At 69.9% G+C, this 25,084-nt stretch carries 27 protein-coding genes and 3 tRNA genes; 18 read left to right on the top strand and 12 right to left on the bottom strand.

Going from position 1 to position 25,084, the window contains the following annotated elements:
* The first annotated feature begins 44 nt into the window (after window positions 1–44).
* From BLR21_RS25395 to BLR21_RS25385, 3 genes are all read left to right on the top strand, one after another.
* A tRNA-Glu gene (locus BLR21_RS25395) sits at window positions 45–117 on the top strand.
* Window positions 118–155: 38 nt separating this feature from the next.
* A tRNA-Asp gene (locus BLR21_RS25390) sits at window positions 156–229 on the top strand.
* 29 nt (window positions 230–258) lie between these two features.
* A tRNA-Phe gene (locus BLR21_RS25385) sits at window positions 259–332 on the top strand.
* A gap of 48 nt (window positions 333–380) precedes the next feature.
* On the opposite strand, the gene BLR21_RS25380 is transcribed toward BLR21_RS25385, so the two are convergent.
* A complete protein-coding gene (locus BLR21_RS25380) occupies window positions 381–1,091 on the bottom strand; it encodes a hypothetical protein (RefSeq protein WP_090009390.1) in 711 nt (236 codons plus the stop codon).
* A gap of 61 nt (window positions 1,092–1,152) precedes the next feature.
* On the opposite strand from BLR21_RS25380, the gene BLR21_RS25375 reads away from it, so the two are divergent.
* Together BLR21_RS25375 and BLR21_RS25370 are read left to right on the top strand one after the other, a co-directional pair.
* Window positions 1,153–1,362 carry a helix-turn-helix domain-containing protein gene (locus BLR21_RS25375; RefSeq protein ID WP_065915808.1) on the top strand — a complete coding sequence of 70 codons (210 nt, stop codon included), beginning with the start codon at window positions 1,153–1,155 and terminating at the stop codon, window positions 1,360–1,362.
* A complete protein-coding gene (locus tag BLR21_RS25370) occupies window positions 1,359–1,886 on the top strand; it encodes a Clp protease N-terminal domain-containing protein (RefSeq protein WP_256334922.1) in 528 nt (175 codons plus the stop codon). The genes BLR21_RS25375 and BLR21_RS25370 overlap by 4 nt, the downstream gene beginning before the upstream one ends.
* On the opposite strand, the gene yczE is transcribed toward BLR21_RS25370, so the two are convergent.
* A complete protein-coding gene (yczE, locus tag BLR21_RS25365) occupies window positions 1,837–2,490 on the bottom strand; it encodes a membrane protein YczE (protein ID WP_090008982.1) in 654 nt (217 codons plus the stop codon). The genes BLR21_RS25370 and yczE overlap by 50 nt on opposite strands.
* 61 nt (window positions 2,491–2,551) lie before the next feature.
* Here yczE and yczR point away from each other — a divergent pair, with 61 nt between their 5' ends.
* Complete coding sequence (gene yczR / locus BLR21_RS25360; protein ID WP_090008980.1) at window positions 2,552–3,988, top strand: MocR-like transcription factor YczR; 1,437 nt, start codon at window positions 2,552–2,554, stop codon at window positions 3,986–3,988.
* A 298-nt stretch (window positions 3,989–4,286) separates the two neighbouring features.
* Here the strand turns inward: yczR and BLR21_RS25355 are convergent, their stop codons facing one another.
* Window positions 4,287–5,087, bottom strand: coding sequence for a hypothetical protein (locus BLR21_RS25355; protein WP_090008978.1), 801 nt, complete (start codon window positions 5,085–5,087; stop codon window positions 4,287–4,289).
* Window positions 5,088–5,291: 204 nt separating this feature from the next.
* On the opposite strand from BLR21_RS25355, the gene BLR21_RS25350 reads away from it, so the two are divergent.
* Window positions 5,292–6,182 (top strand): S8/S53 family peptidase, encoded by an 891-nt coding sequence (locus BLR21_RS25350; RefSeq protein ID WP_090008976.1) that lies wholly within the window; start codon window positions 5,292–5,294, stop codon window positions 6,180–6,182.
* On the opposite strand, the gene BLR21_RS25345 is transcribed toward BLR21_RS25350, so the two are convergent.
* The 4 genes from BLR21_RS25345 to BLR21_RS25330 form a co-directional block, all read right to left on the bottom strand.
* Entirely contained in the window at window positions 6,113–7,963 is a 1,851-nt protein-coding gene (locus tag BLR21_RS25345) for a CHAT domain-containing protein (RefSeq protein ID WP_090008974.1), read from the bottom strand. The genes BLR21_RS25350 and BLR21_RS25345 overlap by 70 nt on opposite strands.
* 180 nt (window positions 7,964–8,143) lie before the next feature.
* On the bottom strand, window positions 8,144–8,503 hold the full coding sequence (locus BLR21_RS25340) for a hypothetical protein (protein WP_090008972.1): 360 nt from the start codon (window positions 8,501–8,503) through the stop codon (window positions 8,144–8,146).
* Window positions 8,504–8,558: 55 nt separating this feature from the next.
* Window positions 8,559–9,089, bottom strand: coding sequence for an RNA polymerase sigma factor (locus BLR21_RS25335; protein ID WP_090008970.1), 531 nt, complete (start codon window positions 9,087–9,089; stop codon window positions 8,559–8,561).
* Window positions 9,090–9,185: 96 nt separating this feature from the next.
* Window positions 9,186–10,349, bottom strand: coding sequence for a pyridoxal phosphate-dependent aminotransferase (locus BLR21_RS25330; RefSeq protein WP_090008968.1), 1,164 nt, complete (start codon window positions 10,347–10,349; stop codon window positions 9,186–9,188).
* 29 nt (window positions 10,350–10,378) lie between these two features.
* Here BLR21_RS25330 and BLR21_RS25325 point away from each other — a divergent pair, with 29 nt between their 5' ends.
* Complete coding sequence (locus tag BLR21_RS25325; protein WP_420843907.1) at window positions 10,379–11,626, top strand: DUF445 domain-containing protein; 1,248 nt, start codon at window positions 10,379–10,381, stop codon at window positions 11,624–11,626.
* On the opposite strand, the gene BLR21_RS25320 is transcribed toward BLR21_RS25325, so the two are convergent.
* Window positions 11,599–12,084 (bottom strand): CGNR zinc finger domain-containing protein, encoded by a 486-nt coding sequence (locus BLR21_RS25320; protein WP_256334921.1) that lies wholly within the window; start codon window positions 12,082–12,084, stop codon window positions 11,599–11,601. The genes BLR21_RS25325 and BLR21_RS25320 overlap by 28 nt on opposite strands.
* Before the next feature lie 85 nt (window positions 12,085–12,169).
* On the opposite strand from BLR21_RS25320, the gene BLR21_RS25315 reads away from it, so the two are divergent.
* Genes BLR21_RS25315 through BLR21_RS25305 form a run of 3 tightly spaced genes read left to right on the top strand, consistent with a single transcriptional unit; the run spans window position 12,170 to window position 15,602 of the window.
* Entirely contained in the window at window positions 12,170–12,694 is a 525-nt protein-coding gene (locus tag BLR21_RS25315; protein WP_090008964.1) for a PadR family transcriptional regulator, read from the top strand.
* Window positions 12,691–13,368, top strand: a complete 678-nt coding sequence (locus BLR21_RS25310; protein WP_090008962.1) for an ABC transporter ATP-binding protein — start codon at window positions 12,691–12,693, stop codon at window positions 13,366–13,368. The genes BLR21_RS25315 and BLR21_RS25310 overlap by 4 nt, the downstream gene beginning before the upstream one ends.
* Window positions 13,365–15,602, top strand: coding sequence for an FtsX-like permease family protein (locus BLR21_RS25305; RefSeq protein ID WP_090008960.1), 2,238 nt, complete (start codon window positions 13,365–13,367; stop codon window positions 15,600–15,602). The genes BLR21_RS25310 and BLR21_RS25305 overlap by 4 nt, the downstream gene beginning before the upstream one ends.
* Here the strand turns inward: BLR21_RS25305 and BLR21_RS25300 are convergent.
* Together BLR21_RS25300 and BLR21_RS25295 are read right to left on the bottom strand one after the other, a co-directional pair.
* Entirely contained in the window at window positions 15,538–17,565 is a 2,028-nt protein-coding gene (locus BLR21_RS25300; protein WP_256334920.1) for an NACHT domain-containing protein, read from the bottom strand. The genes BLR21_RS25305 and BLR21_RS25300 overlap by 65 nt on opposite strands.
* A 72-nt stretch (window positions 17,566–17,637) precedes the next feature.
* Window positions 17,638–18,705, bottom strand: a complete 1,068-nt coding sequence (locus tag BLR21_RS25295; protein WP_090008956.1) for a methyltransferase domain-containing protein — start codon at window positions 18,703–18,705, stop codon at window positions 17,638–17,640.
* Between the two features lie 118 nt (window positions 18,706–18,823).
* Between BLR21_RS25295 and BLR21_RS25290 the strand changes: the two genes are divergently transcribed.
* The 5 genes from BLR21_RS25290 to BLR21_RS25270 all read left to right on the top strand — a co-directional run bounded on the left by BLR21_RS25290 (window position 18,824) and on the right by BLR21_RS25270 (window position 21,482).
* Window positions 18,824–19,201 carry a helix-turn-helix domain-containing protein gene (locus BLR21_RS25290; RefSeq protein WP_030477927.1) on the top strand — a complete coding sequence of 126 codons (378 nt, stop codon included), beginning with the start codon at window positions 18,824–18,826 and terminating at the stop codon, window positions 19,199–19,201.
* A 5-nt stretch (window positions 19,202–19,206) separates the two neighbouring features.
* A complete protein-coding gene (locus tag BLR21_RS25285) occupies window positions 19,207–19,875 on the top strand; it encodes a hypothetical protein (protein WP_090008954.1) in 669 nt (222 codons plus the stop codon).
* A gap of 102 nt (window positions 19,876–19,977) precedes the next feature.
* Entirely contained in the window at window positions 19,978–20,271 is a 294-nt protein-coding gene (locus BLR21_RS25280) for a DUF2516 family protein (protein ID WP_256334943.1), read from the top strand.
* The gene (locus BLR21_RS25275; RefSeq protein ID WP_090008952.1) at window positions 20,268–20,924 is read left to right on the top strand and encodes an alpha/beta fold hydrolase; all 657 of its coding nucleotides are present in this window, start codon (window positions 20,268–20,270) and stop codon (window positions 20,922–20,924) included. Before BLR21_RS25280 ends, BLR21_RS25275 begins: the two co-directional genes overlap by 4 nt.
* 9 nt (window positions 20,925–20,933) lie before the next feature.
* On the top strand, window positions 20,934–21,482 hold the full coding sequence (locus BLR21_RS25270) for a type 1 glutamine amidotransferase domain-containing protein (RefSeq protein WP_090008951.1): 549 nt from the start codon (window positions 20,934–20,936) through the stop codon (window positions 21,480–21,482).
* 30 nt (window positions 21,483–21,512) lie between these two features.
* On the opposite strand, the gene BLR21_RS25265 is transcribed toward BLR21_RS25270, so the two are convergent.
* Window positions 21,513–22,268, bottom strand: coding sequence for a MerR family transcriptional regulator (locus tag BLR21_RS25265; RefSeq protein WP_090008949.1), 756 nt, complete (start codon window positions 22,266–22,268; stop codon window positions 21,513–21,515).
* 74 nt (window positions 22,269–22,342) lie between these two features.
* Here BLR21_RS25265 and BLR21_RS25260 point away from each other — a divergent pair, with 74 nt between their 5' ends.
* On the top strand, window positions 22,343–22,891 hold the full coding sequence (locus BLR21_RS25260; protein ID WP_090008947.1) for a YbaK/EbsC family protein: 549 nt from the start codon (window positions 22,343–22,345) through the stop codon (window positions 22,889–22,891).
* On the opposite strand, the gene BLR21_RS25255 is transcribed toward BLR21_RS25260, so the two are convergent.
* Window positions 22,888–23,955, bottom strand: coding sequence for an LOG family protein (locus tag BLR21_RS25255; RefSeq protein WP_090008945.1), 1,068 nt, complete (start codon window positions 23,953–23,955; stop codon window positions 22,888–22,890). The two genes, BLR21_RS25260 and BLR21_RS25255, sit on opposite strands and share 4 nt — an antisense overlap.
* A gap of 129 nt (window positions 23,956–24,084) precedes the next feature.
* On the opposite strand from BLR21_RS25255, the gene BLR21_RS25250 reads away from it, so the two are divergent.
* Window positions 24,085–25,059, top strand: coding sequence for an aminotransferase class III-fold pyridoxal phosphate-dependent enzyme (locus tag BLR21_RS25250; protein ID WP_090008942.1), 975 nt, complete (start codon window positions 24,085–24,087; stop codon window positions 25,057–25,059).
* Window positions 25,060–25,084 lie beyond the last annotated feature (25 nt).

Below are 25,084 nucleotides of genomic sequence, written 5' to 3'. Positions count from 1 at the left end.
GCGGACCTATGGCATATGCTTACGATGCTTCCAGAGACCAGCTAGTCCCCATCATCTAGCGGCCTAGGATCCCGCCCTTTCAAGGCGGTCGCGCGGGTTCGAATCCCGTTGGGGGCACGCAGTAAAGTACGGTACGGTAAGACAGCACGAAGCAAGGCCCAGTGGCGCAGTTGGTTAGCGCGTCGCCCTGTCACGGCGAAGGTCGCGGGTTCGAGTCCCGTCTGGGTCGCTTTTCTGTAGTTGATTGCTACAGCTCATGGCCAGGTAGCTCAGTTGGTACGAGCGACCGCCTGAAAAGCGGTAGGTCGGCGGTTCGACCCCGCCCCTGGCCATACCTTCTTCGAAAGAAGCCCCGCAGAGTTTCTGCGGGGCTTCTTTCGTCATGCGCTGAAGCTGATTCGTGCGATCGCCTGGTCGTCGTGCGTTTTGTAGCGGGGCCAACGTTGGTGCTCCGAATCACCGCGTTCGGCTTCGCGGATTCGGTCGAGCACCTCGCCGAGTGGCAATTGCTCCAGGTCTTCCCAGGCGAAGAGTCCGTACTCGGATACTCCGCAGGAGACACCGTCAGTGAGAGCGATCACACTCCTGGTCTCGTCGCGACGCCAGCTCGCCGTCCGGGCCTGGTGGCCCGCGACGGGATCGGCCTCCGCGACCCAGTAGCCGCCCGGTTCGTTCTTCCACCTGAGGATGTCCGGATCGGGCCGGAGGTCTTCGAGTCTCGTGTCCTCGAGCACTCGGGTGGACTGTCCGAACGCGACGACCGGGGTGTCGCACAGCACCAGGGCGTCGATCGTGTCGGCGTTCCAGCGGACCATCGACGCGGTCGCGGAGGGTGAGTCGCCGGGGACGAGGCCGTGTTCCGCCACGAGGTTCGTGATGGCTTGGGCGAGCAGGTCGGTCAACGGATCGGTGTCGTTGAGCAGCCGGGCCAGTTCGTCGGCGAGTTTCGAGGCGTACCAACCGCCGTTGCGGTCCGGTGGCCTGGTTCGCGAGGTTACGCCGTCGAGCACGAGGACGGCGTTCGGGAGCACCCGGATCCGATCTTCGGTGACTCGGCCCGGAGCCCCCTGCTCGGCGGTCTCGATCTTCACGCCCTCACGGTACTTGTCAACTTCGGTTGACGGATACCGGTTGTCAACGTACGTTGACATCATGACGGAAGCGACGGATCTCGCCACAGCGGCTGGGGATCGTGACCCGAAGATCGGGTTGCGGGCCGTCAGCGCGTTGCGGCGACTGCTCGAACATCTGGAGGCCGCCCAGGTCCGCAGTGCGCGGGCGCAGGGCTGGTCGTGGCAGGACATCGCGGCGGAACTCGGGGTGTCCCGCCAGGCGGTCCACAAGAAGCACGGGGGGCGATGATGATCGCGGAACGGTTCACGAAGGAAGCCCGTGAGGCGGTCAAGGCGGCGGTGCGGGACGCGGAGCAGAACCACGCCGCCGAGGTCGGCGTGGAACACCTGCTGCTGGCGTTGCTCGAGGCGCCGGCGCTCGCCGGGTTCGACCTGCCGCGCGACGAGCTGGAGACGGCGTTCCGGGACTACCGGCGCAAGGGCGGACTGACCAAGGCCGACTCGGAAGCGTTGCGGGGCTTGGGAATCGACGTCGACGCGGTGATCGAGTCGGCGGAGCAGTCACTGGGCACCGGGGTGTTGCGGCCGGGGCCGCGCCGGCGGTGGTTCGGGATGCCGCTGGAACCGGACTTCAAGAAGGCGCTGGAGAACTCGTTGCGCGAGTCGCGCGACCTCGGCCACAACTACCTCGGGGTGGAACACATCCTGCTGGCGTTGTTGCAGGGCAAGGGAATCGTGGCCGAGGTGCTGACGGAGCGGGGCGTCACGTACGAGGAGCTTCGCAAGCGGGCCGCGAGCGCTCGCGCCAGGTGAGCGCGGGCAGGAACAGCTGCGCGAGCGGGCCGATGCCGAGCGCGTAGAGGACCGTGCCGATGCCGACCGTGCCGCCGAGCAGCCAGCCGGCGCCGAGCACGATCAGTTCGAGCACGGTCCGCGTGAGCCGCAGGGAGATGCCCGTGCGGCGGCAGAACCCGGTGACCAGGCCGTCGCGCGGGCCCGGTCCGAGCCGGGAGCCGACGTACGCGGCGAACGCGACGGCGTTCAGGACGATGCCCAGCGTCAGGAACGCGATTCTGGGCAGGAGTCCTTCCGGTGCGGGCAGGAGCCAGAGCGTCACGTCGACGCTGACGGCGATGACCACGACGTTCGCGATCGTGCCGACGCCGGGCTTCTGTCTGAGCGGGATCCACGCCAGCAGGACGAGCACGCCGGTGATCGCGGTGATCAGGCCGAAGCTCAGGCCGGTGATCTTCGTGAGGCCCTCGTGCAGCACGTCCCACGGGTTCAGGCCGAGGGTCGCGCGGATCTGCATCGCCATGCTCGCGCCGTAGAGCCACAGACCTGCGAAGAGCTGCGGGAGGCGACGGGCGGGTGAGATCCGGACGGAGACCTGGTGGAGTGCGGTCATGGAGGCCATGTGGCCATGTTGCGCTTCGATTGGCCTGGTAATCCATAGCCAATTCGGGATAATTGGCTTCATGCTCCCACCAGGTGGACGTATATCCGGTGCCCGGCTCGCCCGACTGCTGGGTGAGTGGCGCCGTGGCGGGGCCCGGCATTGCGTCGTCGATCTCGTCACGGCACTGAAACTGCTGGTCGCGGACGGACGGCTGCCCGTCGGGACCCGGCTGCCGTCCGAGCGTGAGCTCACCGAGGCGCTGCCCGTGAGCCGTACCACCATCACCGCCGCGCTGGACCAGCTGCGGGCCGAGGGGGTCGTGCAGTCGCGGCGCGGCGCCGGGTCGTGGATCAACGGGCCCGTCGGTGCCGGAGGCGGGATCACCGGTGCCGACGACACGCTGATCGACCTGTCCCGCGCCGCGCCGCGCGCGTTGCCGTCGGTGCGGCTGGCCATGGACGTCGCGCTCGGCCAGATGCCGGAGCACCTCGCGTCGCACGGGTACGACGAACGGGGGCTCCCGGTGCTGCGGCAGCGGATCGCCGACCGTTACGCGGCTCGGGGGTTGCCGACGTCGCCCGACCAGATCGTGGTGACGTCCGGGGCGCAGCACGCGTGGGCGTTGGTGCTGCGGCTCTTCGCCGGGCCCGGCGACCGGGTGCTGGTGGAGCAGCCGAGCTACCCCAACGCGCTGGAGGCGGTGCGGGCGTCGTTCGGCATCCCGGTGCCCGTGCCGATGCTGGCCGACGGCTGGGACCTGGACGGGTTCGAGGCCGCCCTGCGGCAGGCCGGCCCCCGTTTGGCCTATCTGATCCCGGACTTCCAGAACCCGACCGGACTGCGGATGTCGTCCGACTCGCGGGAAAGGCTTTCCGCCGTGCTGCGCAAAGCACGGACTCCCCTGGTCGTCGACGAGACTTTGGTGGAACTTGCGCTGGACTCCGCCGAAGCGCCGTTGCCGATGGCCGCGTTCGGCGGGGATTCGGTGGTGACACTGGGATCCGCGAGCAAGTCGCACTGGGGCGGACTGCGGATCGGGTGGATCAGGGCGTCCGCGGAGATCGTGCACCGGCTGCTGTCGACGCGGGCGGCGATCGACCTGGGCACCCCGGTGTTCGAGCAGCTCGTGCTGGCCGCGTTGCTGGAGTCGCCGGAAAGCGTTCTGAGGCAACGGCGTGCGGAGGCCCTGGAGCAACGGGACGTGGCGGTCGCCGCGTTGCGGGAGCACTGTCCACAGTGGAGCTTCGAGGTGCCGGCCGGTGGTCTGGGGGTGTGGTGCACGCTCGACGGCCCAGTGAGCACGCGCATCGCGGTGGTGGCGCAGAACCACGGCCTGCGGCTCGTCCCAGGTCCCCGGTTCGCGGTGCACGGCGGGTGTGAGCAGATGCTCCGAGTGCCGTACACGCAGTCGTCCGAAGTGCTCCGCGAAGCCATAGCCCGTTTGGGCGTGGTGGCTGCATCTCTTGCAGGCACAGGGTTTCCGGCGGATGCCGACCTGTCGCTGCCGGTCGCGTGAAACACGTCGGCCCGGTCTCCCGCAGCGGGGGAGACCGGGCCGACGAACTTGCCAACGAGAGGCCTGCGGCGGGGGACGTCCCAGGGATTGACGTCCCCCGTCCGCAGGTTTCCCGTGCGGTCCGAGACTGCGGGGGCAGCGCGGCTCTCGGACCAGACCCGACCTGCCAGGGCGCGGTTGGCAGGTCAGGAAGACTTGGGGGTTCCTTGCGTACAACGGGAAATAAGAGGAGGAGTTACTGGCGCGACGGAACGAGAGGGTCACAAATCGCGCAGAGGGCAGACTGGTCCTGTCGGACTCAGTCGGGTGACGTGCTGGGCAGGCCCGGAATGCTGCCGGGCTCAGTGCCGTCGCGACGCTCCCCGACCGACCACGTGGCCGGCGGGAAGAGCGAGTTGTGCGACGTCAGAACGGCCAGCACGCCGCGCGTGCCGCCGGAGTTGTCGGTGTGGCCGGACGACGCGGAGGCCGTCGCGACCACGGGAGCCTGCTGCGGTGCGGGCAGCGGCATGTCCGGTCCGGGAGTCGACCAGTTGTAGTCGCTCGCCGGCGTGGGCTCGGTCTTCACGGGAGCGGGCACCGGAAGGTCAGGCAGGAGCGGCACGGACTTCTTGGCCACCAGGACGGGCGCGGGTGGCGGAGGAGGCGGCGGCGGGAGTGCGGCGGCGAGTCTCGCGGCGATCTTGGCGGCGCGGACCTTGGCCTTGGCCGCGATGACCTCGGGCGGTGCCTCGTTCGAGACGGTGCCCGAGCGCGTGTTGCTCTGGGAACCGCCGGTGAAGTCGAGGACCGGGCCCTCGTCGGGCTCTTCCTGGGCCTCTTCCTGGGGCTCTTCTTCCGGCTTCGTCAGGACCGGCGGCGGGACGAACTTCTCCTGCTGCTGTTGCTCGACCACCGACGCGGTGAAGGCCTTCGCCCATCCGGCGGGGTCCTCGAGCAGCTGCGGGACTTCGGCGACGGCCTCGGTGGTGATCTCGACGGCCGGGGGTTCCTCGGGACTGGCGGCCGCGGACGTGCCGCTCAGCAGCCAGGCGGCGGCGGTGAGCCCGCCGAAGGCAGCGGCGCGCAGCAGCAGTGCACCAACTCCACCAACTGCCACAGGATCACCACCCGTCCACCGTTTCGGGTCACCCTCAACGCACAGCGCGCCGTCGGAGGTCGACGTAGAGCTATGTCTAGCACCGGTGAGTGACTTTGCGAACCCACTCGGCGCGAAACACCCGGAAGGGCGGTCTCGTGCGGCTGTCCGTGTTGCCCTGATCAGGCATGAACACCGTCTGTGTCGTCATCGGATCGAGTGATAATGCGCGTCGGTCCCGTGTGGACCGTGTCGCGGCGGGGGATCGTGTCCGATGTGGACGCGCCCAAGCAGGTCAACAGCCTCTCTGAGCTGGTCGATCACGCCTCCGCCGAACTCGGTCCGGTGGTCGTGCATGATCCAGCGGGCCCGAACGAGTGTTTGCTCCGTTCGGGGGAACTGGTCGTGCTGCCAGTGGACGCACCCACTGTGCGCAAGCGTTTGCGAGGCGTCTACTCGCACGAGGAGATCGCTTCGGGTGCCATCCGGATGTACCTGAAAGCGTCCGAACGAGCGCGCGTCGTCGAGGTGGCCAGAGAGGTCGGCGCCACCCCGAACCACGTCCACTTCGCCTGTCCGATCATGATCGGCACCTCCCGACCGGTGATCGGCGAGCGCATCCCGGAACTGCTGGGCGAGGGCACGGTCGCGTTGCTCGACACCCCTCTCGACGCCCCGCACGGCGCGTTGGTCGCCGGTGTCCTCCGCCACCACGGCGCCTCGGTGCGCCCGTTCCCCGTCCTGGGCGCCTCGGGCTTCGGCGACGACCTCACCCTCGCCGCCGCGTTGCGGGCCACCCGCGACCTGCCGGTGGTGCTGGTCGCGTCCGGCACGTACTCGTTCGACGACCTGTGCCCGCCGGTCCTGGCCGGCTGCGGCGGCAACGTGGTGGCCGCGGCGGGCAACGGCGGTTCCGAACGTCCGTGGTGGCCTGCGGGCTTGTCCTCGGTGACGGCGGTGGGTGCTTCGGCCGCCTTCTCGGGCCGTGGGCCCTGGGTGGACGTGGTGGCGTCCGGGGTCGACGTGCCGGCCACGGTCGGCACCTCTCAGCTGCTCTGCACCGGCACGTCGTTCGCCGCCGCCCTGCACGCCGCCACCCTCGTGCCGGTGCCGTAGCAGCTGAAACCCAGGTGGGCGACGGCCCGCGCGGCTTCGGCGGGGTGGTCGACGAGGCGGTGGACCTCGGCCATGGCCGCGCCGACCCGCGCGTCCGGCACCGGCAGCACGCTCGCGATCACCGTCCTGGTGCCGGCGTCGAGGAACGCGCGGGCGAGCCCCGACTCGCAGGCCGACAGGACGACCGTCTCGGGCGGGTGCGCGATTCTCGCGATGTCGTAGCCGTAGAGCGGGCCGTCCCGCAGTTCGAGGTGGGAGAACAGCGGGTTGTCCGGATGGACGTGCCCGTGCGCCGCGATGTGCACGATCCCGGCGCCGTCCAGTCGCGCCAAGGTCGATTCCACAGTGGACTCCGTGATCGAGCCGCCGTGTTCCTGTTGCAGTGCGGGCACTTCGTCGTGGGACAGGCCGGGTCCGGTGACCCAGAGCCGGTGACCGCCACGAGCGGACGGCCTCCATCGGCTCAACGACGGAATGACGTGCACCCGTCGGCCGAGCGCCGCCCACGGCATCTCGTGGAGCACCCCGTCGGGGATGACGACGACCTCCTCCGCGTCCGGCAGCAGGTCGATGGTGACGGCGCGCCCCGCCCGCAGTGCGAGCTTCGCGGTGCGGACGAGTTCGGAGGGGTCGGGAACCACGCGCATCCGGGCACGCCCGTCGACGAGCGTGACGGCCTTCATCTGTCCTTCATGGACGATGAAGCTGATCAGCGGCAGCCCCGTCGGTGCCGTGCTCGTGCTCGCGCTTCTCCTGGAGGCGAGGGTCAGCCTCCGGACGTTCCGCTCCAACGCTTCCAGCGGCAGTCCGAACGCCTTCGCCCGGCGTAGGTCGGTGAGGGCCTGGGCAAGTCCAGGATCGTTGGGAGGCAAGGGAACCGAGGCGCGGTGTTGCTCCGACCAATGCAGCACTTCGCGAGCGGTCCTGGCGAGCCCGAGCGCGTGCCCGGTCAGCTCACGTCGCGGCCAGTCGCCGTGGTGCTCGTCGAGCACCTTCAAGCCCGCCCGGCACGCGGCCAGCGCACCTCGCCGATCGGACCGCCGGGCCTGCGCGAGCCACCCGAGCGCCCGTGTCTGGGCAGGCCCGCGAAACCGATGCGCCGCAACGGCGTCGAGCTTCCCGGCCGCCAGCATGAACTCGGCGTCCGTGCCGCCGTGCCTGATGGCGGGAGCAGGATCGCCGTCGCGCAACGCACAGCGCGCGCTCAGCACCGCCAGCTCGGGCACGTGCCGATCGCACCGCCGCAGCAACTCCATCGCTGGCGCCAGCACCCGTCGCGCGTCCGCCGTCAACCCGGCCGCGAGCAGCGCCTCGGCCCTGTCCACGAGCGCCTCCGGCCGGCTCGCCGAGTCGAGACCGGCCTTCGCGGCCTCCTCGTACCTGCGCAGGGCGAGCGGCAGGTCACCCGCGAGCATCGCGACGAATCCCCTGTTGTGCAGGCACATCGCCGCCCTGCCCGGCTCCCCCAGCACCCGCAGCAGCGTCTCGGCCGCCCGGAAGTCGGCCTCGGCGGACGTCAGCCTGGTCGCGTTGCAGCGGGCGATCCCGCGCCCGATCAGCGCGTTGGCCAGCCACCTCTCGTCGCCGTACCTGCGCAACTCCCGGACGACCGCCGTGAGTTCGGCGATCGCCAGCCGGGGCTCGGCCTCCTGGCAGAGGTGCAGCCCACGCAGGCACCTGGCCCGAGCCAGCTCCCTGCCGCGCAGCCGGGGCGTCGCGAGGTCGAGGTGCTGAAGGCTCCGCTTGCGGCGGCCCCGGTCCAGCTCGATCCACGCGAGCATGAGGTGGAAGCGCGCCTCACCGCCGATCCGCAGCCCACGCCGGGCGAACCGGGCGGCGACGTCGAGGTGGCCGAGTTCGGCGTGGGCGACGCTGAGGTCGTGCAGGGGCGTCGGCGCGCTGTGCCCTGGTGCCGCGGACCTCGGTCGTCGCGATGGTGGCCCGCGGGTCGGCGCTGGCGCTCACGCGACGAACCAGCCGGTCGTGAGACCCAGGCCGGGCACGGTCACGCACACCGGGCCCGGCTTGACGGTCGCGCGGAACCAGCCCTCGGGATCCGGCCGCAGTGCCTGGACGCCGGCCGGCGAGTGGATCTCGACGGCGAGGCCGCTGTCGTCCAGCACGCCGGTGAGGTGGCCGGGGTCGAGCTGCAGGTGCAGGCGGCCGGTGCCGAGGTGGAACACGAGCTGGCGGGACGGGCCGCGGACCGGTTCGTCCACCGGGGTCATCGGTTCCAGGCCGGTCGGGCGCGGTGTGAGGGCGGGTGGCGGGGTGTCCGAGCTGAACAGGCCGGCGATCTCGTCGAGCAGTGAGTCCCTCATCGTGCACCTCCGGAGCCGAGCAGGCTGTGGACAACTGGCTGGGGCGGGGCGTCGCTCACCGCAGGTCCTCCAGCTTCCGCCGCAGGTCAGCGAGGCAACGGCTGCGCGTGGAACCAACGCTCCCCAGCTTTATCCCCAGGGCGTCGGCAACCTGTGCATAACTCAGTTCGGGGCTGTGGGCAGCGATCCTCAGCAGCCGCTGGCAGCGCTCGTTCAAGGTCATCAGCGCGGACCACAACCGGCGCTGCCGATCATGGGTGATGGCGACCTCGTCGGGGGACGGCAGGACGGACACCGGCTCCCAGAGGTCGTAGGAGACCTCACGGCCGCGGGTGCGCAGGACCGCTATCGACTGGCGCGTGGCGGTACGGACCAGCCAGGTGGCGAGGTAGTCCGGTTCTCTCAGGCGGGTGAGGTGTTCGGCCAGGCAGAGCCAGGTGCACTGGTATACGTCGGCGGCGTCGGTCTGGCTCAGGCGGAACGATCTGGGCACCGACCAGACCAGCCGGGAGTAGCGGTCGACGAGGGCGTCCCAACCCGAGAGGCCGGCACGCCACGCGAGGAGAACCTCAGTGTTCGAGTCCATGCCATTTGGAGTCGAACTCCGGGTCCGCGGCTCCGCAGCTCACCCGAAAGTGGGTTGTCCACAGTTGTGGAGGAACTCATCCACACCTGTGGACAACTACAGCTTGTGGAGGCGCTCCACCGCTTCGTCGATCACGGCGTCCTGCTTGCAGAACGCGAACCGGATCAGGTGCTTCCACTGGTCGGGCCGGTCCGTGAACACCTGCACCGGCACGGCCGCGACGCCGATCCGGGCGGGCAGGTCGCGGCACAGGGCCAGGCCGTCCGAGTAGCCCAACGGCCGGACGTCGGCGCAGATGAAGTAGGTGCCTTCGGACGAACGCACCTCGAAGCCGGCCGCGCGCAGACCCTCGGCCAGCCGTGCGCGCTTGGACGCCAGCGAGTCGCGCAGCCCGGTGACCCAGTCCAGTTCGGCGGTCAGGGCGTGGGCGACGGCGGGCTGGAACGGTGCGCCGCCGACGAAGGTCATGAACTGCTTGGCCGCGCGGACCGCCGAGACCAGTTCGGCGGGGCCGCACACCCAGCCGATCTTCCAGCCCGTGCAGTTGAACGTCTTGCCGGCGCCGGAGATCGACAACGTCCGCGGCGCCATGCCCGGCAGCGAGGCCAGCGGGATGTGGACGAGTCCGTCGAACACCAGGTGCTCGTAGACCTCGTCGGTGATCGCGAGCAGGTCGTGCTCCACGCACAGGGAGGCGATCGCTTGGAGCTCCTCCAAGCGGAACACCGTGCCGGTCGGGTTGTGCGGCGTGTTGACCAGGATGGCCCGCGTCCGCGGCGTCACGGCCGCGCGCAGGGCCTCGACGTCCAGCGCCAGCCGGCCGGAGGCGTCCTCGCGCAGGCCGACGGTCACCCGCGTCGCGCCGGCCAGGGCCACGGAGGCGGCGTACGAGTCGTAGTACGGCTCGATCAGGATCACCTCGTCGCCGGCCTCGACCAGCGCCAGCAACGAGGCCGCGATCGCCTCGGTGGCGCCGACCGTCACCAGGACCTCGGTGTCCGGGTCGTAGGAGAGGCCGTATCGGGAGCGGTGGGCGGCGACGGCGCGGCGCAGCACCGGCATGCCCGGGCCGGGCGGGTACTGGTTCACCCCCGACGCGATCGCCGACTGGGCGGCCTGCAGCATCGACGACGGACCATCGGTGTCAGGGAAGCCCTGACCGAGGTTGACGGCGTCGTGCCGCACGGCCAGCGCCGTCATCTCCGCGAAGATGGTCGACGTGAACGGCTGCAACCGGGGAACTAGCGCTGGTACCCGCACAACGCAGGATCTTCACGGAGAATGGTGCTGTGGAGCAACTGACCGCCGCTGACCAGCAGAAGCGCACCGACCTGCGCAAGATGAAGCTCGTCGCGACGAGCTTCCTGATAGGCGCGACGATCATCTTCTTCGGCACGCACGCCTTCGAGGGCGCCTGGGTGGGCTACGTCCGGGCCGCCGCGGAGGCCGGCATGGTCGGCGCTCTGGCGGACTGGTTCGCCGTCACGGCGCTCTTCCGCAGGCCGCTGGGGCTGCCGATCCCGCACACCGCGATCATCCCCGAGCGCAAGAACATGTTCGGCCAGACGCTCGGCGACTTCGTGGGCGTCAACTTCCTGAGCCCCGAGATCGTGCAGGACAAGCTCCGCAGGGCGGGCATCGCGGAACGCGCCGGCGCCTGGATCAAGCAGCCGGAGAACGCCGAGCGCGTCACCAACGAGCTCGCGAACGTCATCAAGGGCGCGATCACGGTCCTCAAGGACGAGGAGGTCCAGGCCGTCCTCGAACACGCGATCGTCAAGCGGGTCACGGCACAGCCCTGGGGCCCGCCGCTCGGCAAGCTGCTCCAGCAGGTGCTGACCGACGGCGCGCACCACAAGCTCGTCGACCTCATGTGCGACCGCGCCTACGAGTGGGTGCGCGACAACTACGACAAGGTCAGCCTCATCGTCTCGGACCGCGCGCCCACCTGGTCGCCCAAGTTCGTCGACGCCATGCTCGGCGACAAGGTCTACACCGAGCTCGTCAACTTCGCCTGGGCCGTCAAGACCGACGTCAACCACCCGATGCGCCTCGCCGTCGACCAGTTCCTGATCGAGTTCTCCGGCGACATGCAGACCGACGAGATCACCATGCAGCGCGCCGAGCAGGTCAAGCAGCAGGTGATCGGTCACCCGGACGTCCAGAAGCTGATCAGCAGCGCCTGGGGTACGGCCAAGAAGATGCTGATCGACGCCGCCGAGGACCCGTCCAGCGAGCTCCGCAAGCGCGTCACGCAGGGCCTGATCACGCTCGGCACCAACCTCACGGACGACCTGGAGCTGCGCGCGAAGGTCGACGGCTGGCTGGAGCAGGCCGCCGGGTACGTCGTCGGCAACTACCGCGCGGAGATCACCACGCTGATCACGGACACGGTCGAGCGCTGGGACGCGGAGGAGACCTCGCGCAAGATCGAACTGCAGGTCGGCAGGGACCTGCAGTTCATCCGGATCAACGGCACCGTGGTCGGCGCGCTCGCCGGCCTGGTGATCTACACCGCGGCCAACGTGCTGTTCTGAGCTCTTGTCCGTTTTCGGAACGTGCGGGCCTTCTCGCGGTTCCCGCACACCTGCATCGAGCACCAGGTGCGCGAGCGGTTGCGCGAACGGTCGAAGAACGCACGCAGGCAGTCGTCGGCCGGACAGATCTTGAAGCGTTCCCACGAGCCCAGCACCGCGAGGCGGGCCGAAGCGGCGAGCACGGCGCCGAGCGCGTCCGAGCTCGACAGCACCGGAACGCCGTCGGTGAGCTCGATGTGGACGACGCCCGCTGCCGTCTGAGGCCCTGACGACCCCTCGATGGACGACCGCAGTGCCGCCCGAGCGGCCCGCGCCTGCGCGATCTCACTGCTCCGCCCCAGGCCGCGCTCGGTCACCCACGCGCGCCAGGAGGCTTCACTGTCCAGTACGTGTCGAGTGTTCAGGAAGTCGAGCAGAAGCTCGACATCGTGATCCCAGCCGACAGTCAGACCAGTCACCCCACCACTGTAGGCGCCACGGCGGCCGGCCGTCAGGGCATCGAGGAATACACCCGGTGTATACCTCGTGTGTATAGTGCCTCTCATGTCGATCGGACACGCACTGTTGGGCCTGCTGGAAGGCGGTCCAAGGCATGGCTACGACCTGAAGCGCGCCTATGACGAGCGCTTTGGTCACGACCGGCCGTTGCACTACGGACAGGTGTATTCGACCCTGTCGAGGCTGCTGAAGAACGGCCTCGTGAGCGAGGCGGGCGTGGAGGCGGGCGACGGCCCGGAGCGCAAGCGGTACGCGATCACGGACGCCGGGGTCACTGATGTAGAACGCTGGCTCGGCACGCCGGAGAAGCCCGAGCCGTACCTGCAGAACACGCTCTACGCGAAGGTCGTGCTGGCGCTGCTGTCCGGCCGCAGTGCGACCGAGGTGCTCGACACGCAACGCGCCGCGCACCTCACCACGATGCGCGAACTGACCAGGCGCAAGGCGGACGGCGACCTCGCCGACCAGCTCATCTGCGACTTCGCCCTGTTCCACCTCGAAGCGGACCTGCGGTGGCTCGAACTGACCGCGGCCCGCCTCGACAAACTCGCCGAGGAGATGGCCCGATGACGTCCCTGCTCACCGCGGAGGGCCTCTACAAGTCGTTCGGGAAGACGAACGCGCTGGACGGTGCCGGCATCTCGATCCGCGAGGGCGAGGTCGTCGCGATCATGGGCCCGTCCGGGTCCGGCAAGTCCACCCTGCTGCACTGCCTCGCGGGCATCCTGCCGCCGGACTCCGGCACGGTCACCTACCGCGGCCGCGACCTGACCGGGATGAACGACGGCGCCCGCAGCGAGCTGCGCCGCACCGAGTTCGGGTTCGTCTTCCAGTTCGGCCAGCTCGTGCCGGAGCTCACCTGCCTGGAGAACGTCGCGCTGCCGTTGCGCCTGAGCGGCATGAAGCGCAGGGACGCCGAGCGTGCGTCGAAGGAGTGGATGGCCCGGCTGGAGGTCGACACGGTCGCCGACCAGCGGCCCGGTGAGACCTCCGGTGGCCAGGGGCAACGGGTCGCGGTGGCCCGTGCGCTGGTCACGTCGCCGAAGGTGGTCTTCGCCGACGAACCGACCGGCGCCCTCGACTCGCTCAACGGCGAGCGGGTGATGCACCTGCTCACGACCGCGGCCAGGGAGACGGGCGCGGCCGTCGTGCTGGTCACGCACGAGCCGCGGGTCGCCGCGTACTCCGACCGCGAGGTCGTGGTGCGCGATGGCCGTTCACGGGACGTGGAGTTCGTCAGGTGAACCGCGTTCTCAGCGACCTCGCCCTGGGCGTCCGGCTGGCTGTCGGGGGCAGCCGGAAGTCCTGGGTGAGGCTCCTGCTGCAAGGTGCCGGCATCGGGATGTGCGTGGCGGTGCTGTTGCTCGCCGCGTCGATCCCGACGGCGTTCGGCAACCGCGACCAGCGCGGAGACGCCCGCAACGTCGTGGAGAAAGGCGCCGGGGCGGCGCCGCTGCTGCTGGAGAACGGGTCGGTCGCGTACCGGACCGACTACGTCAGGGGCGGGTACGTGCGCGCCCTGGTGGCGGACGCGCCCAAGCCGCCCGGCATTGAACGGCTGCCGGGGGACGACGAGATCATCGTGTCGCCGCGGCTCGCGGAGCTGCTGGCGAGCCCCGAGGGCGAACTGCTGCGGCCGAGGTTCCCGCAGAAGGTCATCGGCACGTTCGCGCCGGAGGGCATGGACGGGCCGCAGGACCTCAGGTTCCTCGCGGGCGACTCCAAGATCCAGCGCAACGACGGCAACCAGGTCTACGCGTTCGGCCAGGAGTACTCCGGCGGTGGGTTGCCGACGATCCTGCTGATGCTCAGCATCGTCGGCGCGGTCGTGCTGCTGTTCCCCGTGCTGGTGTTCGTGAGCGTCGCGACCAGGCTGGCCGCAGCTCAGCGTGATCGCCGGCTGGCGGCGTTGCGGCTGGTCGGTGCCGGTGCGACACGGGTGCGGCTGATCGCGTCCGGTGAGGCGCTGGCCGGTGCGGTGGTGGGGCTCGTCGTCGGGTTCGGGCTCATGTTCGCGATCAGGCCGCTCGCCGACGACATCCCTCTCCCCGAGGCGGCGGTGTTCCCGAGCGACCTCACGCCGACGTTGCCATTGACGTTCGTCGTGGTGATCTCGGTGCCGGTTCTGGCAGTGCTGACCTCGGTGTTCGCCATGCGCCGCACGATCGTCGAACCGCTCGGCGTGGTCCGCGAGCAGAAGCCGGTGCGGCGCAGGCTGTGGTGGCGGGTCGTGCCCGCCCTGGCCGGTGTCGCGCTGCTGGCGAGCCAGTTCGGCAAGTTCGGCGGGCAGGCGAAGCCGGAGGAGTGGCCGATCATCGCCGGCGTCGTCCTGCTGATGTTCGCCGTCCCGGCGTTGCTGCCCTGGCTGGTCGAACGGGCCGTGCACCGGATGAGCGGTGCCACGCCCGCGTTGCAGCTGGCCGTGCGCCGGTTGCAGCTCGACGCGGGTACGGCGGCACGGGTCGTCGGCGGGGTGGCGGTCGTGCTCGCGGGCACCGTGACGCTGCAGGTGATCCTCGCGGGCGTCGAGAACGACGTGAAGGCCGAGGACACGCGGTCGGCGAACACGAACTCCCTCAGCATCACGGTGAACGAGACCACCCCGCTTCCGGACCTGCCGGACGTGCTGGCCAGGACACCGGGCGTGGTCGGAGTGCAGAGCCTGCTGCGCACCTACGCGACGACACCCGACAACGACTACACCACCATCGCGGTCGGAACGTGCGCCGCGCTCAAGACGGTGGTGGACCTCGCGGACTGCACGGACGGCAAGACCTACCTAGTGCCGACCGGCAACGGTCTCGGCGATCCCAAGACCGGTGACGTTCTCCGGTTCGAGGAGACCGGCGGCACCTGGACGGTGCCGGCGTTGGAGCGCAGGACCGGTACCCGCCTCGGGATCTTCGCCACCCCGGCCGCAGCCGCGAACCTCGACCTGACCCACGCGTACGCCGAGATCCAGGCCGAGATGGACCTGACGCGGCCGGACGTCGCGGAGCACGTGCGCAACGCGCTCGCGCCCTACTCGTGGCGGCTGCACACCGTCTTCTTCGGTCAGGACAACTCGTCCGAGGTCGAGCAGGTCTTCCTGGCGGTGCGCAGGGCGCTCTACGGGGCCGCGCTGATCACGTTGCTGCTCGCGGGGGCGTCACTGCTGGTCGTGGGGCTGGAGCAGGTGCGGGAACGTCGCCGTCCGCTCGCGGCGATGGCGGCCAGCGGCGTGCCGCGCGGCACACTCGCCCGGTCTCTGGTGTGGCAGAACGCCATCCCGCTGGTGATCTCCACGGCGGTGTCGGTGGGCACCGGCATCCTGCTCGGAGTGCTGGTCACGAGGACGTTCGACGCCGAGGTCCACTACGACTGGGAGGGCATCGGCTTCGTCACCGGCATCTCGGTGGGGCTGGTCGTGCTGGTCACTGCTCTGACGTTGCCTTCGCTGAGAAGGGCGACCGGAGCACTGGGCCTGCGGACCGAGTAGTCCTGGACGTCATCTCGTGCTCTGCCAGGCGGTCCTGCACCAGTCCGTGCCGGAACTGGTAGCAGGCTCCCGCCCGGCAGAGCACGCCGAGCTTGCGCGCGTCCTCCAGGAACACCATCAGCTCCCAGGGCAGCTTTCCACGCAGTGCCAGCCAGATCCGCGCGACGGTGAACCACCACCAGCGCAGGTGCAGCACGGCCAGCGCGAACCCGAGCATCAGCCCGGACGCGAGCCCCAGCCCGACCATGCCGGTCTGGGCGGGGCCGAACACCAGCGCCGCCGCCGACCCGAACACCACGGCCAGCACGAGAGATCCGGTCCAGACGGCGATCCGGTCGCGCGCCATCGTCCACTGAGGACTGGAAGCCTGCGACAGCTCGGCGGCGCTCGACAACGCGAACCGCAGCGCGGTCGCGACGGCGAGACCGAGCCCGACCACGAGTCCGGCGGAAAGTCCGTACAGGGCGCCGAAAACGAGCCCGGCGGCGAGTCCGAGAACACCGGGCACGAGCAGCAGACTGCGCCAGATCCCCAGCCGGGGCTTGGCTTTGCGTTCGTGGGACGCGGTCAGCGCGGCGGCGCCGACGCCGATGCCCGCGACCAGTCCGGTGATCGGGGCGAGCGACGGCGTGATCGAGTACGCCATCAGCCAGCCGACGCCGAACCCGCCGATCGCGCCCAGCACCAGCGCGCCGAGCACGGCGAGCCACGTGCTGCCGACCGACCGGCGCAGCTCCCACCAGGCCAGTTCGCGGATGCCGCGATCACGCATCTCGTGGGCCAGGAACTCGAGCCACTTGCGCGCCCGGTCCCGCGGCCAGACCTGCGTGGCCTTGGCGTGGTGCGCGAACGCCCTGTTGCCGAACGCCCGCGACACCAGTTCGTCGCAGAGGTGGTCGGAGATCGCCCGCGGGTCCGGGAAGCGGCCGCGGTCGAGCAGTTCGGTCGGCTCGGCCTCGCTGTCCGCGTAGACCATGCTGGCGAGCCACATCGTGAGCGGCGTCGACAACGCGTCCGCGAGCCTGCCGTCCGGTTCCTCACGCAGCTGGATGAACACCGGTTCCCAGCGCGCCGCGCCCCAGCTGTCGGCGCTCGCCCGCAGGTAGGCGGCGACCTCGTCCAAGTCGAGCGGGGCCAGTTCGACGACGTCCGCGCCGGGCAGCGGTCCGGCGAGGTCGACGGCCTGCGCGAACTCGTGCGTGCGGCAGGTCAGCACCAGCGGGCGCTTGGCCGGAAACGCCTTGGCGATCCGCTCCAGAGCGTCCGCGCGCTGGTGCGCGGGGATGTCGTCGAGACCGTCGAGCACGGGCAGGACCAGGTGCTGCTCGATCAGCAGGTCACCGGCGTAGCTGCCGTACAGCTCGGTGTTGCGCAACGCCGGATGGTCCTCGTAGAGCCTGCGCGTGAGCCACGTGCGGATGTCCTCGACCGCCGGGTTCCACGTCGACAGGGGCAGCAGCACCGGCACCATGCCGCCGTCGTAGCGGTCCAGCAGGCCGCACGTCAGCAGCATCGCGACGGTCGACTTGCCGGTGCCGGCCTCGCCGATGATCACCATGCGCCGGTTGATCTGCCGTTCGAACGCGCCCACCACCGCGTCGCTGCGTCCCGGCGGCGCGTCCGGCTCGTCGCTCACGTCCAGTTCGGGCGCGATCCAGTGCAGGTCGAGCAGGTCGGGATCGGTGAGGCCGCGCGAACGGACCTCCTCGTTCCACTGCGACTGCAGGCCGACGGCAAGCGCGCGGCACGCCGCGTCGAGGTGCTCGTCGGTGCTCAGCTCGGCGTTGTGCCTGCGCCGCACCCACGGATCGAGTAAAGCCAGGAAGCCCAGGAACGCCAGCGCGAGCACGATCAGCCACAGGTGCGGGTTGATGCCGTGGTCGGTTACGAACAGCCCGGCCGCGGTGAGGACCGCGGTCAGCACGCAACCGGTCAGCAACGCCTGCTGACGGAATCTGGACATGCGTCGCATCATGACGCACCGCATTCGCTCGGGGTCGATTCAGTGACCCGTGTCGTGACGTTTGGTTGTTGATCACAGCTGCCACCGGAGATCACCCAGCGTCAGGTGCTGGCCGTCGGGCCCGATGGTGATCCCGAACTGGCTGCGGCGGGGTTTTCCCAGGTCACGCCAGGCGACGAGCGCGTCCTCCGCGACGTCCCACAGCCGGCGCGGGCCGCCCTGGTCGACGTGGGAACCGTGGTGGTGCACCCAGGACCCGTCCGAATGGGCCAACCAGCTGGGCCCCGCGACGACGTCCGGCAGTGAGATGCCCGCGAAGAACTCGAACGGACTGGCCGGGTCGAGCACGGTGTCGAACGGCAGCGTGGTGGTGCGCCGCTCGAACGCGCCTGCTCCGGCCGGCGCCGGTCTGCGGGCGTGGGCGCGCAACGGCATGAAGCGCCCGTCCTCGGGGAGCACACTCCCCTCGCCGGTGCCGTCGCCGTGGGAGACGATGCGGACGAGGCCGGCGCCGATCGGGCGGTGCAGCGTCGTGACCACCAGGCCGCCCGGCCTCGTCTGCTCCAGCCAGGCGAGCGGGATCGTCGCGACGGAGCAGGTGGCCAGCACGCGGTCGTACGGTGCGCGGCCCGGGTGACCGAGCGCGCCGTCGCCCGTCACGCAGGTGGGGTGGAAACCGTTGCCGTGCAGGCGTTCGCGTGCTCGTCGCGAGATTTCCGGGTCGACGTCGATCGTGGTCACGTTGCCCGACCCCAAGGCGTGGCACAGAAGGGCCGCGTTGTACCCCGTGCCCGTGCCGACCTCGAGCACCGACTGTCCGGTGTGGACGTCCAGTGCCTCCAGCATGATCGCCATGATCGTGGGCATGCTGGACGAGCAGGTCGGTGTGCCGCCGGTCGCCGTGTCATCGCCGTCGAACTGGGTAACCCACACCCGGTCGGCGTAGACGAGCTCCAGCCAGCCGGGGTTGCTCGCGGTGAGCGGTTCCCAGTCGCCGCTGTGCAGCTGGCGGTAGAAGCGCGGCAGGAACTCGTGCCGCGGGACGGCCTGGAAAGCCTTGTGCCACTGGGAATCGCGCAGCGCTCCAGTGCCGAGCAGGTGGTTCGCCAGCTCGGTGCGCAAGGCCCCGGCGTCGTCCATGTCACCTCCCACGGTATCCCTGTGGCGGAGCACACGCAGCGATTGCTAGCAGGGTGCTTGCAACTGCTAGCACTCGTCGCTAACGTGGTTGGTGGCACGAGGAACGGGAGCAGGAACAGTGGACAAGTCCATCGACAAGGCAGTCGCGGACCTCGGCCGCAACATCGGTGAGTACATCCGCGAGCAGCGCAACACCGCCAAGATCTCCTTGCGGGAGTTGGCGAAGCAGGCGGGTGTCTCCAACCCATACCTCAGCCAGATCGAGCGAGGACTGCGCAAGCCCAGCGCGGAGATCCTTCAACAGATCGCCAAGGGGCTGCGCATCTCGGCCGAAGTGCTCTACGTCGAGGCCGGGATCCTCCAGCAGCGCGAAGGCGGTGCGTTGGCGGACGCCATCGTCGCCGCGACCGATCTGACCGAGCGGCAGAAGCAGGTGCTGCTCGACGTCTACGAATCTTTCAGGCGGGAGAACACCGCCACCAACAAGGAGGACTGATCTCCATGCCGAAGCTCACCCAGGACGACGTTCGCAAGGCCGCCGAGCAGGGCGCCCACGCCGCACGCCAGGCGCTGCTCGCCGCGCTCGGTGCCGGTGACCTCGCCGCCAAGGCGGTCGTCGAGGCCCTGACCAAGGCCAAGGAGCGCGCCGACGAGGCCCGCACCCAGGCCAAGGACCTCCCGACCGAGCTGAACGACCTGCGCGACAAGCTGCAGCCGGCCGAGCTCAAGAAGCTCGTCGACGCCTACACCGCCTCCGCGGTGAACCTGTACACCTACCTCGCCGACCAGGGCGAGCAGACGCTGGAGCAGATCAAGGCCCAGCCGCAGGTCAAGCAGGCCGTGGAGCAGGTCGAGCAGGCCGTCGAGGCCGCGCAGAAGCGCGCCGGATCCGCTGCCGCCGACGCCCGCGTGCTCGCGGACGACGTCCTCGGCAAGGTGACCCGCCGCACCCGCTCGGTCGGCGAGAAGGTCGCCCACGAGGTCGAGGACGCCGCCGAGAAGCTGGCGGAGGAGATCGTCGAGGTCGGTGGCGACGCCGCGCACGAGGTGCGCAGCACGACCCGCAAGACCGCGAACCGCACGGCGCCGCGCAAGCCGGCGACGACGACCCGCACCACGGGCACGACCGCCGCGGTCAAGAAGCCGGCCTCGCCGAACACCACCAAGTGAGTCGCTGAAGTCAACCGGGAGGGGAGCAGTCCGAGAGGGCTGCTCCCCTCCCGGCGTACGTGCACGTAGTCTGGTTCCGTGTTCCAAATCCCGGTCTTCAGCATCTGGTACCTCGACACCGTCGTGTACTTCGTGTTCGACCTCGGGTTCAGCATCATGGGGCTGTTCGCGTTCTTCCATGCGCTGACCCAGCGCGTCGACGCGTACACCGCGATCGAACGTATGACCAAGCCCGCCTGGCTCGGCATCACGGGTGGCGGCACGGCGGCGTTGCTGCTGTTCGGCCCCGGCGGGGTCGGGTCGATCTTCTGGCTGGCCGGCCTCATCGCGGTGCTCGTGTACATGGTGGACGTGCGCCCGAAGCTGATCGAGGTGCAGCGCGGCCCGCGTTGGTGATCACCCGCTCGTACGGCTCCGGCTCACCGGTCACCCTGGTCGCCCACGGTCTCGGTGCCACGCCCGGTGAGGCGAGAATCCCCGCCTCCGGGCTGCCCGGCACCCGCGTCGTGGTGACCCTGCCCTCGCACGGCGACGCCCCGGACGCGCCGGAGGGTTACTGGGACTACGGCCGGATCGCGGCCGATCTGGGCACCGTTCTCGCTGATCAGGCCGTCGGCGTGTCGTTGGGTGCCGGCGCGTTGGTGCGGCTGCTGTCCGTCGAACCCGATCGTTTCGCCCGCGTGGCCCTGCTGCTGCCCGCGGTGCTGGACCAGCGCCACGGGTCGTTCACGCTGCAGCAGCTGTCCGACCTGACCGTCGGGCCACCGATCTACGTGGCCGAGCGCAGGGCGGCGCTGGCGAGGCTGGCGGCCGCCGCCGGGCAGTTGCCCGGCCAGGTCGCCGTTCCCGACGCCTCCGTGCTGGCCGCGGTGTCCGCCCCCGTGCTGGTGATCGGCGCTGTCGGCGACCCGCTGCACCCCGAGGACGTGGCCAAGGCGACCGCCGCGGCGTTCCCGAACGGGGAGCTGTGGCTGATCGACTCACCCGCACCGATGATCACGCACCGGACCGAGGTCCGGCATCGATTGGTCTCCTTCTTCGCCGGGTAGCCGAAGTGCATGGCTGAACAGAAGAAGATCGCGTTCCTGGTGGCCGAAGAGGGCATCGAGCAGGTCGAGCTCACCGATCCGTGGGCGCACGTCGAGAAGGCAGGCGGAGTCCCGCGCCTGCTCGCGCCGAAGCTCGGTGAAGTACGTGGCTTCAACCACCTCACGCCCGCCGACGCGTTCCCCGTCGACACGACCTTCGCCGACGCGCTCGCGGACGACTACGACGGCGCCGTGATTCCCGGCGGCGTCGCGAACGCGGACTTCCTGCGCATGGACAACGACGCGGTGGAGTTGGTCAAGGCCCTCGCCGCCGCCGGCAAGCCGATCGCGTCGATCTGCCACGGGCCGTGGCTCCTGGTCGAGGCGGGCGTGGTGCGAGGCAAGATGCTGACCTCGTTCCCGAGCCTGCAGACCGACATCCGCAACGCGGGCGGTGACTGGGCCGACGAGGAGGTCCGGGTGTGCGACATGAACGGGTGGACGCTCGTGACGTCCCGCAACCCCGGCGACCTGCCGGCGTTCAACCGGGAGACGCTGAAGGCTTTCGAACTGGGGTGATCACCGGGATCTGCAGCTCCCGGTGATCTTCTAGAGGCGCGTCACGGCGTAGTGCTTCATGGCGTCACGCAGCCACTCGGCCATGTTGTCGCCACCGACCTCGAAGTTGCCCCGGAACTCGTCCGAGTCGACGTAGAGGTCACCGAGACCCTGGTAGGACTCCCGGTTGGGCGTCCAGCTCAGGCAGATCCAGCGGTAGTGGCGGTCGACCAGCTCCTGCGTCTGCGGAGCGTCGATCGCCGTGCCCGCGGTGAACAGCGCACCGAGTTCCTCGGCGATCTCCCGCCACTGGGCCATGAACTGGTCCGCGTCGGCGCGCGTCCAGGTCTTCAGCTTTGCCCTGCTCTCGGCGAGGTGCTCCTTGACCCCCTCGCCGTAGCGCTCGACGAGCTCGGCCTCGTGCCGTTCCTGCTTCTTGGCGTCGAAGCCGTCGAACAGCTCTTCCATCTTCACTTCGTCCCCTCCTTCCAGTTCTGCGATAGTCCGCGCGACGGTGCTCGCGAGCCGGTCCAGCCGCTGTCGTTCACCCTGCAGCCACCGGTGGTGGTTGCGCAGGACGGTCAGCTGGTCCGTGCCGTCGAGCATCTTCGCCACCACGTCGAGGCCCAGGCCCAGGTCGCGCAGCAGCAGGATCTGCTGCAGGCGGTGCACCTGTTCCTTCTCGTAGTAGCGGTAACCGTTGTCGCCGATCCAGGCCGGCGGCAGCAGCCCGATCGAGTCGTAGTGCCGCAGCGTCCTGGACGTCACCTTCGACATCCGGGCCACCTGGGCGATCGACCAGGCCATTTCGGTTCCCCCTTCGCGCTCTGAAATGAAGGTAAGGGTTGACGTTGCGTCAAAGTCAAAGGGAGTTTGGCAGGATGGTCGAGGTGTGGACCATCGCTGGGTCGCTGGAACCCGTACCCGTGTTGTCTCGTCTCGACCTCGTGCCCGAACCGGTCGCGACGGCGCTGAAGATGTTGGACGGCGTTGACCGTGTCGCCGTCGCTCCGATCGACGCTTCTCTCGCCGACACCGCGGAGTTCTGCGCGCACTACGGTTCGCCGCTCGAAGCGTCGGCGAACTGCGTGGTCGTCGCGGGCAAGCGCGGTGACCAGGTCCGTTATGCGGCCTGCATGGTGCTCGCGACCATGCGTGCGGACGTGAACGGTGTCATCCGCAAGCGGCTCGACGCGCGCAAGGCGTCGTTCGCGCCGATGGACGAGGCCGTGGCGTTGACCGGGATGGAGTACGGCGGCATCACGCCCATCGGTGTGCCCGCGGACTGGCCGATCCTCGTCTCGCCCGAGGTGGCCGCCGCCCCCGAACTGATCGTGGGCAGCGGCATTCGCGGCAGCAAGATCCTCATCCCCGGTGACGTGCTGATGAAGCTCACCGGGGCCGAGGTCCTGCCTGATCTGGCGCGCTAGGACTGGTACTTCGACAGAAGCTCGATCGCCTCGTCCACGTCGTCCGTGACGAGGATCCACTGCTCGGCCTCCCGGCCCTCCGCGAGCTTCATCACCAGCGGCGCGGCCGGGATCTCGTCGGTCCAGAAGGCCTTGCCCAGGAAGATCATGGGCGCGGCCGGGCCGACGCTGCCGTAGTAGTTCTGCGTGAAGTCCTGGAAGACCTCCTGGACCGTCCCGGCCTTGCCCGGCGTGTAGACGATGCCGCCGGTCGCGACCGTCAGCAGGCCCTCCTCGCGCACCGAGTTCGCGAAGTACTTCGCGTGCAGCTCGCAGGCCGGGTTGGGCGGCTCGTGGCCGTAGAACCACGTCGGGATGCCGATCGTGCGTGGGGTGTCGAAGCTGCGGACCTCCGGGAACGTCGCGAGCCACCTGCCGATCGACTCGTCGTCGTTGCCGAACGTCGGGGCCTGCGCGATGGTGCCGAGGACGTCGGTGTTGACCTCGCCGAGCCGGACGCCGAGCGGCACGGCCTCCATCGCGCCCGGTCCGCCGCCGGTCAGCACGGTGAAGCCCGCGTTGCCCAGTGCGGCGCCCAGCGCGACCGCGTTGCGGTAGCCGTCGGAGCCGCGGGCGAGCGCGTGGCCGCCCATGACCGCGACCGGCGAGCCCGTCAGCGTCTCGTCGAGGGCCTCGGTGATCGAGTGGTCGTGCAGGCGTTCGGCCAGCGCGTGCAACGGGTCCGGGTGGTGGCCCTGCTGCCTGCTGTGCTGGTAGATCACCGCGTCCGGGGTGTCGGCGTACGACTTGGGGTCGGCCGGGTCGAAGCCCGCGAACAGCTCCGCCGGCGTGTACAGCTTCGACCGGTAGACGTCGTAGGGCAGGTCCGGGATGACCGGGAAGACCAGCGCTCCCGCGGCCTCCGCCCTGCGCTGCATCGTCTCGCTGAGGGTGCAGCCGAGCAGCAGCGCCCCGTCGAACGGCACCCGCACGTCCTCGCGAGTGAGGTCCAGTCCGATGATGACGGCTCTGCGCAGGTCAGGGGCTGCCCGCAGCTGGTCGAGGTCGGTGATTTCGATCCGCACGGGAAAAAGCCTATGCCCCAGGCGAACCAACGCGCCGTGGAATCCGAATGAGTTTGTGGGAACTGAGGTCCGCTCGCCGTCCCGAGACGAGCGGCCGCGGGCCGCGCTGCCCAGGAAAGGTTCCCCGCCATGGCCACCGAACTGCTGAGCGGATGCGCCGCCAGAGGCGCCCGAGTCGTAGATCCCCACCGCGTCGAGTACCTGGACTGCGGTGGGTACGGAGTCCCCCTGCTCGGCCACGCCCACCCGGCCGTCGTGCAGGCCGTCGTCGGCCAGGTGCGCCGGCCGTCGCTGCTGGACCGCCTGATGCTCGACCTGGTCACCCCCAACGGGCTCGACCACGTCCACACCTTCGCCTCGGCCTCCGAGGCAGCCCAGTTCGCCGTGGCCCTCGCACAGGCGAACGGCCGCCCACGTGTGTTGACCACCGGCGACGTCCCGTACGGCGGCATCGACTCGTTGCGCGCCACCCTGGCCTCCGGACCACCAGCGTGCGTGCTCGTCGAACCGGTCCGCGGCGCCACACTCCCCCCGACGGGCTACCTGAGCTCCGTGGCCGAGGTGTGCCGCGAGTCCGGCGCCCTGCTCGTCGTGGACGAGACGCGCTCCGGCCTGGGCCGCCTCGGCGTGTGGTGGGGCGTGGACCTGGACGGCGTGACGCCGGACATCATGCTGGTCGGCGAGGGCCTGTCCGGCGGCGTGCTCCCGATCGCCGCCGTGGTCGCCTCGGCCGAGGTCGAGGTGCCGTTGCTGCGCGGCTCCGAAACCGTGTCACCGCTGGCCTCCGCCGCCGTGAACGCCTGCCTGCGCGTCACGGCCGCCGAGGGCCTGGTCGAACGCGCCAAGCTGCTCGGGGACGAGCTGTTGTTCGGGCTGCGCGCTGTCGTCGCCGGCAAGGCGCACGCGACTGGGCGGGGGCTGTTGCTCGGCGTGGAGCTGCCGGATCAGCGGGCCGCCGACGTGTTCACCGGTGAGTTGCTGCGGTCGCGGGTGCTCGCGGACTTCCGGGGGCGGACGGTCTGCTTCACCCCGCCCGCCGTGATGTCGGCGGAGGACGCGGGGTGGCTGGTGGAGGCGGTGGGCAGAGCCGCGAACAAGATCTGACGTCCGCGCCGGTTGCGGTGGTCTT

The organism is Lentzea albidocapillata subsp. violacea, from assembly GCF_900100275.1.
Lineage (GTDB): Bacteria > Actinomycetota > Actinomycetes > Mycobacteriales > Pseudonocardiaceae > Lentzea > Lentzea violacea.
Note: the sequence above shows the minus strand (reverse complement) of the source record. Positions and strands in the feature narration are given on the sequence as shown.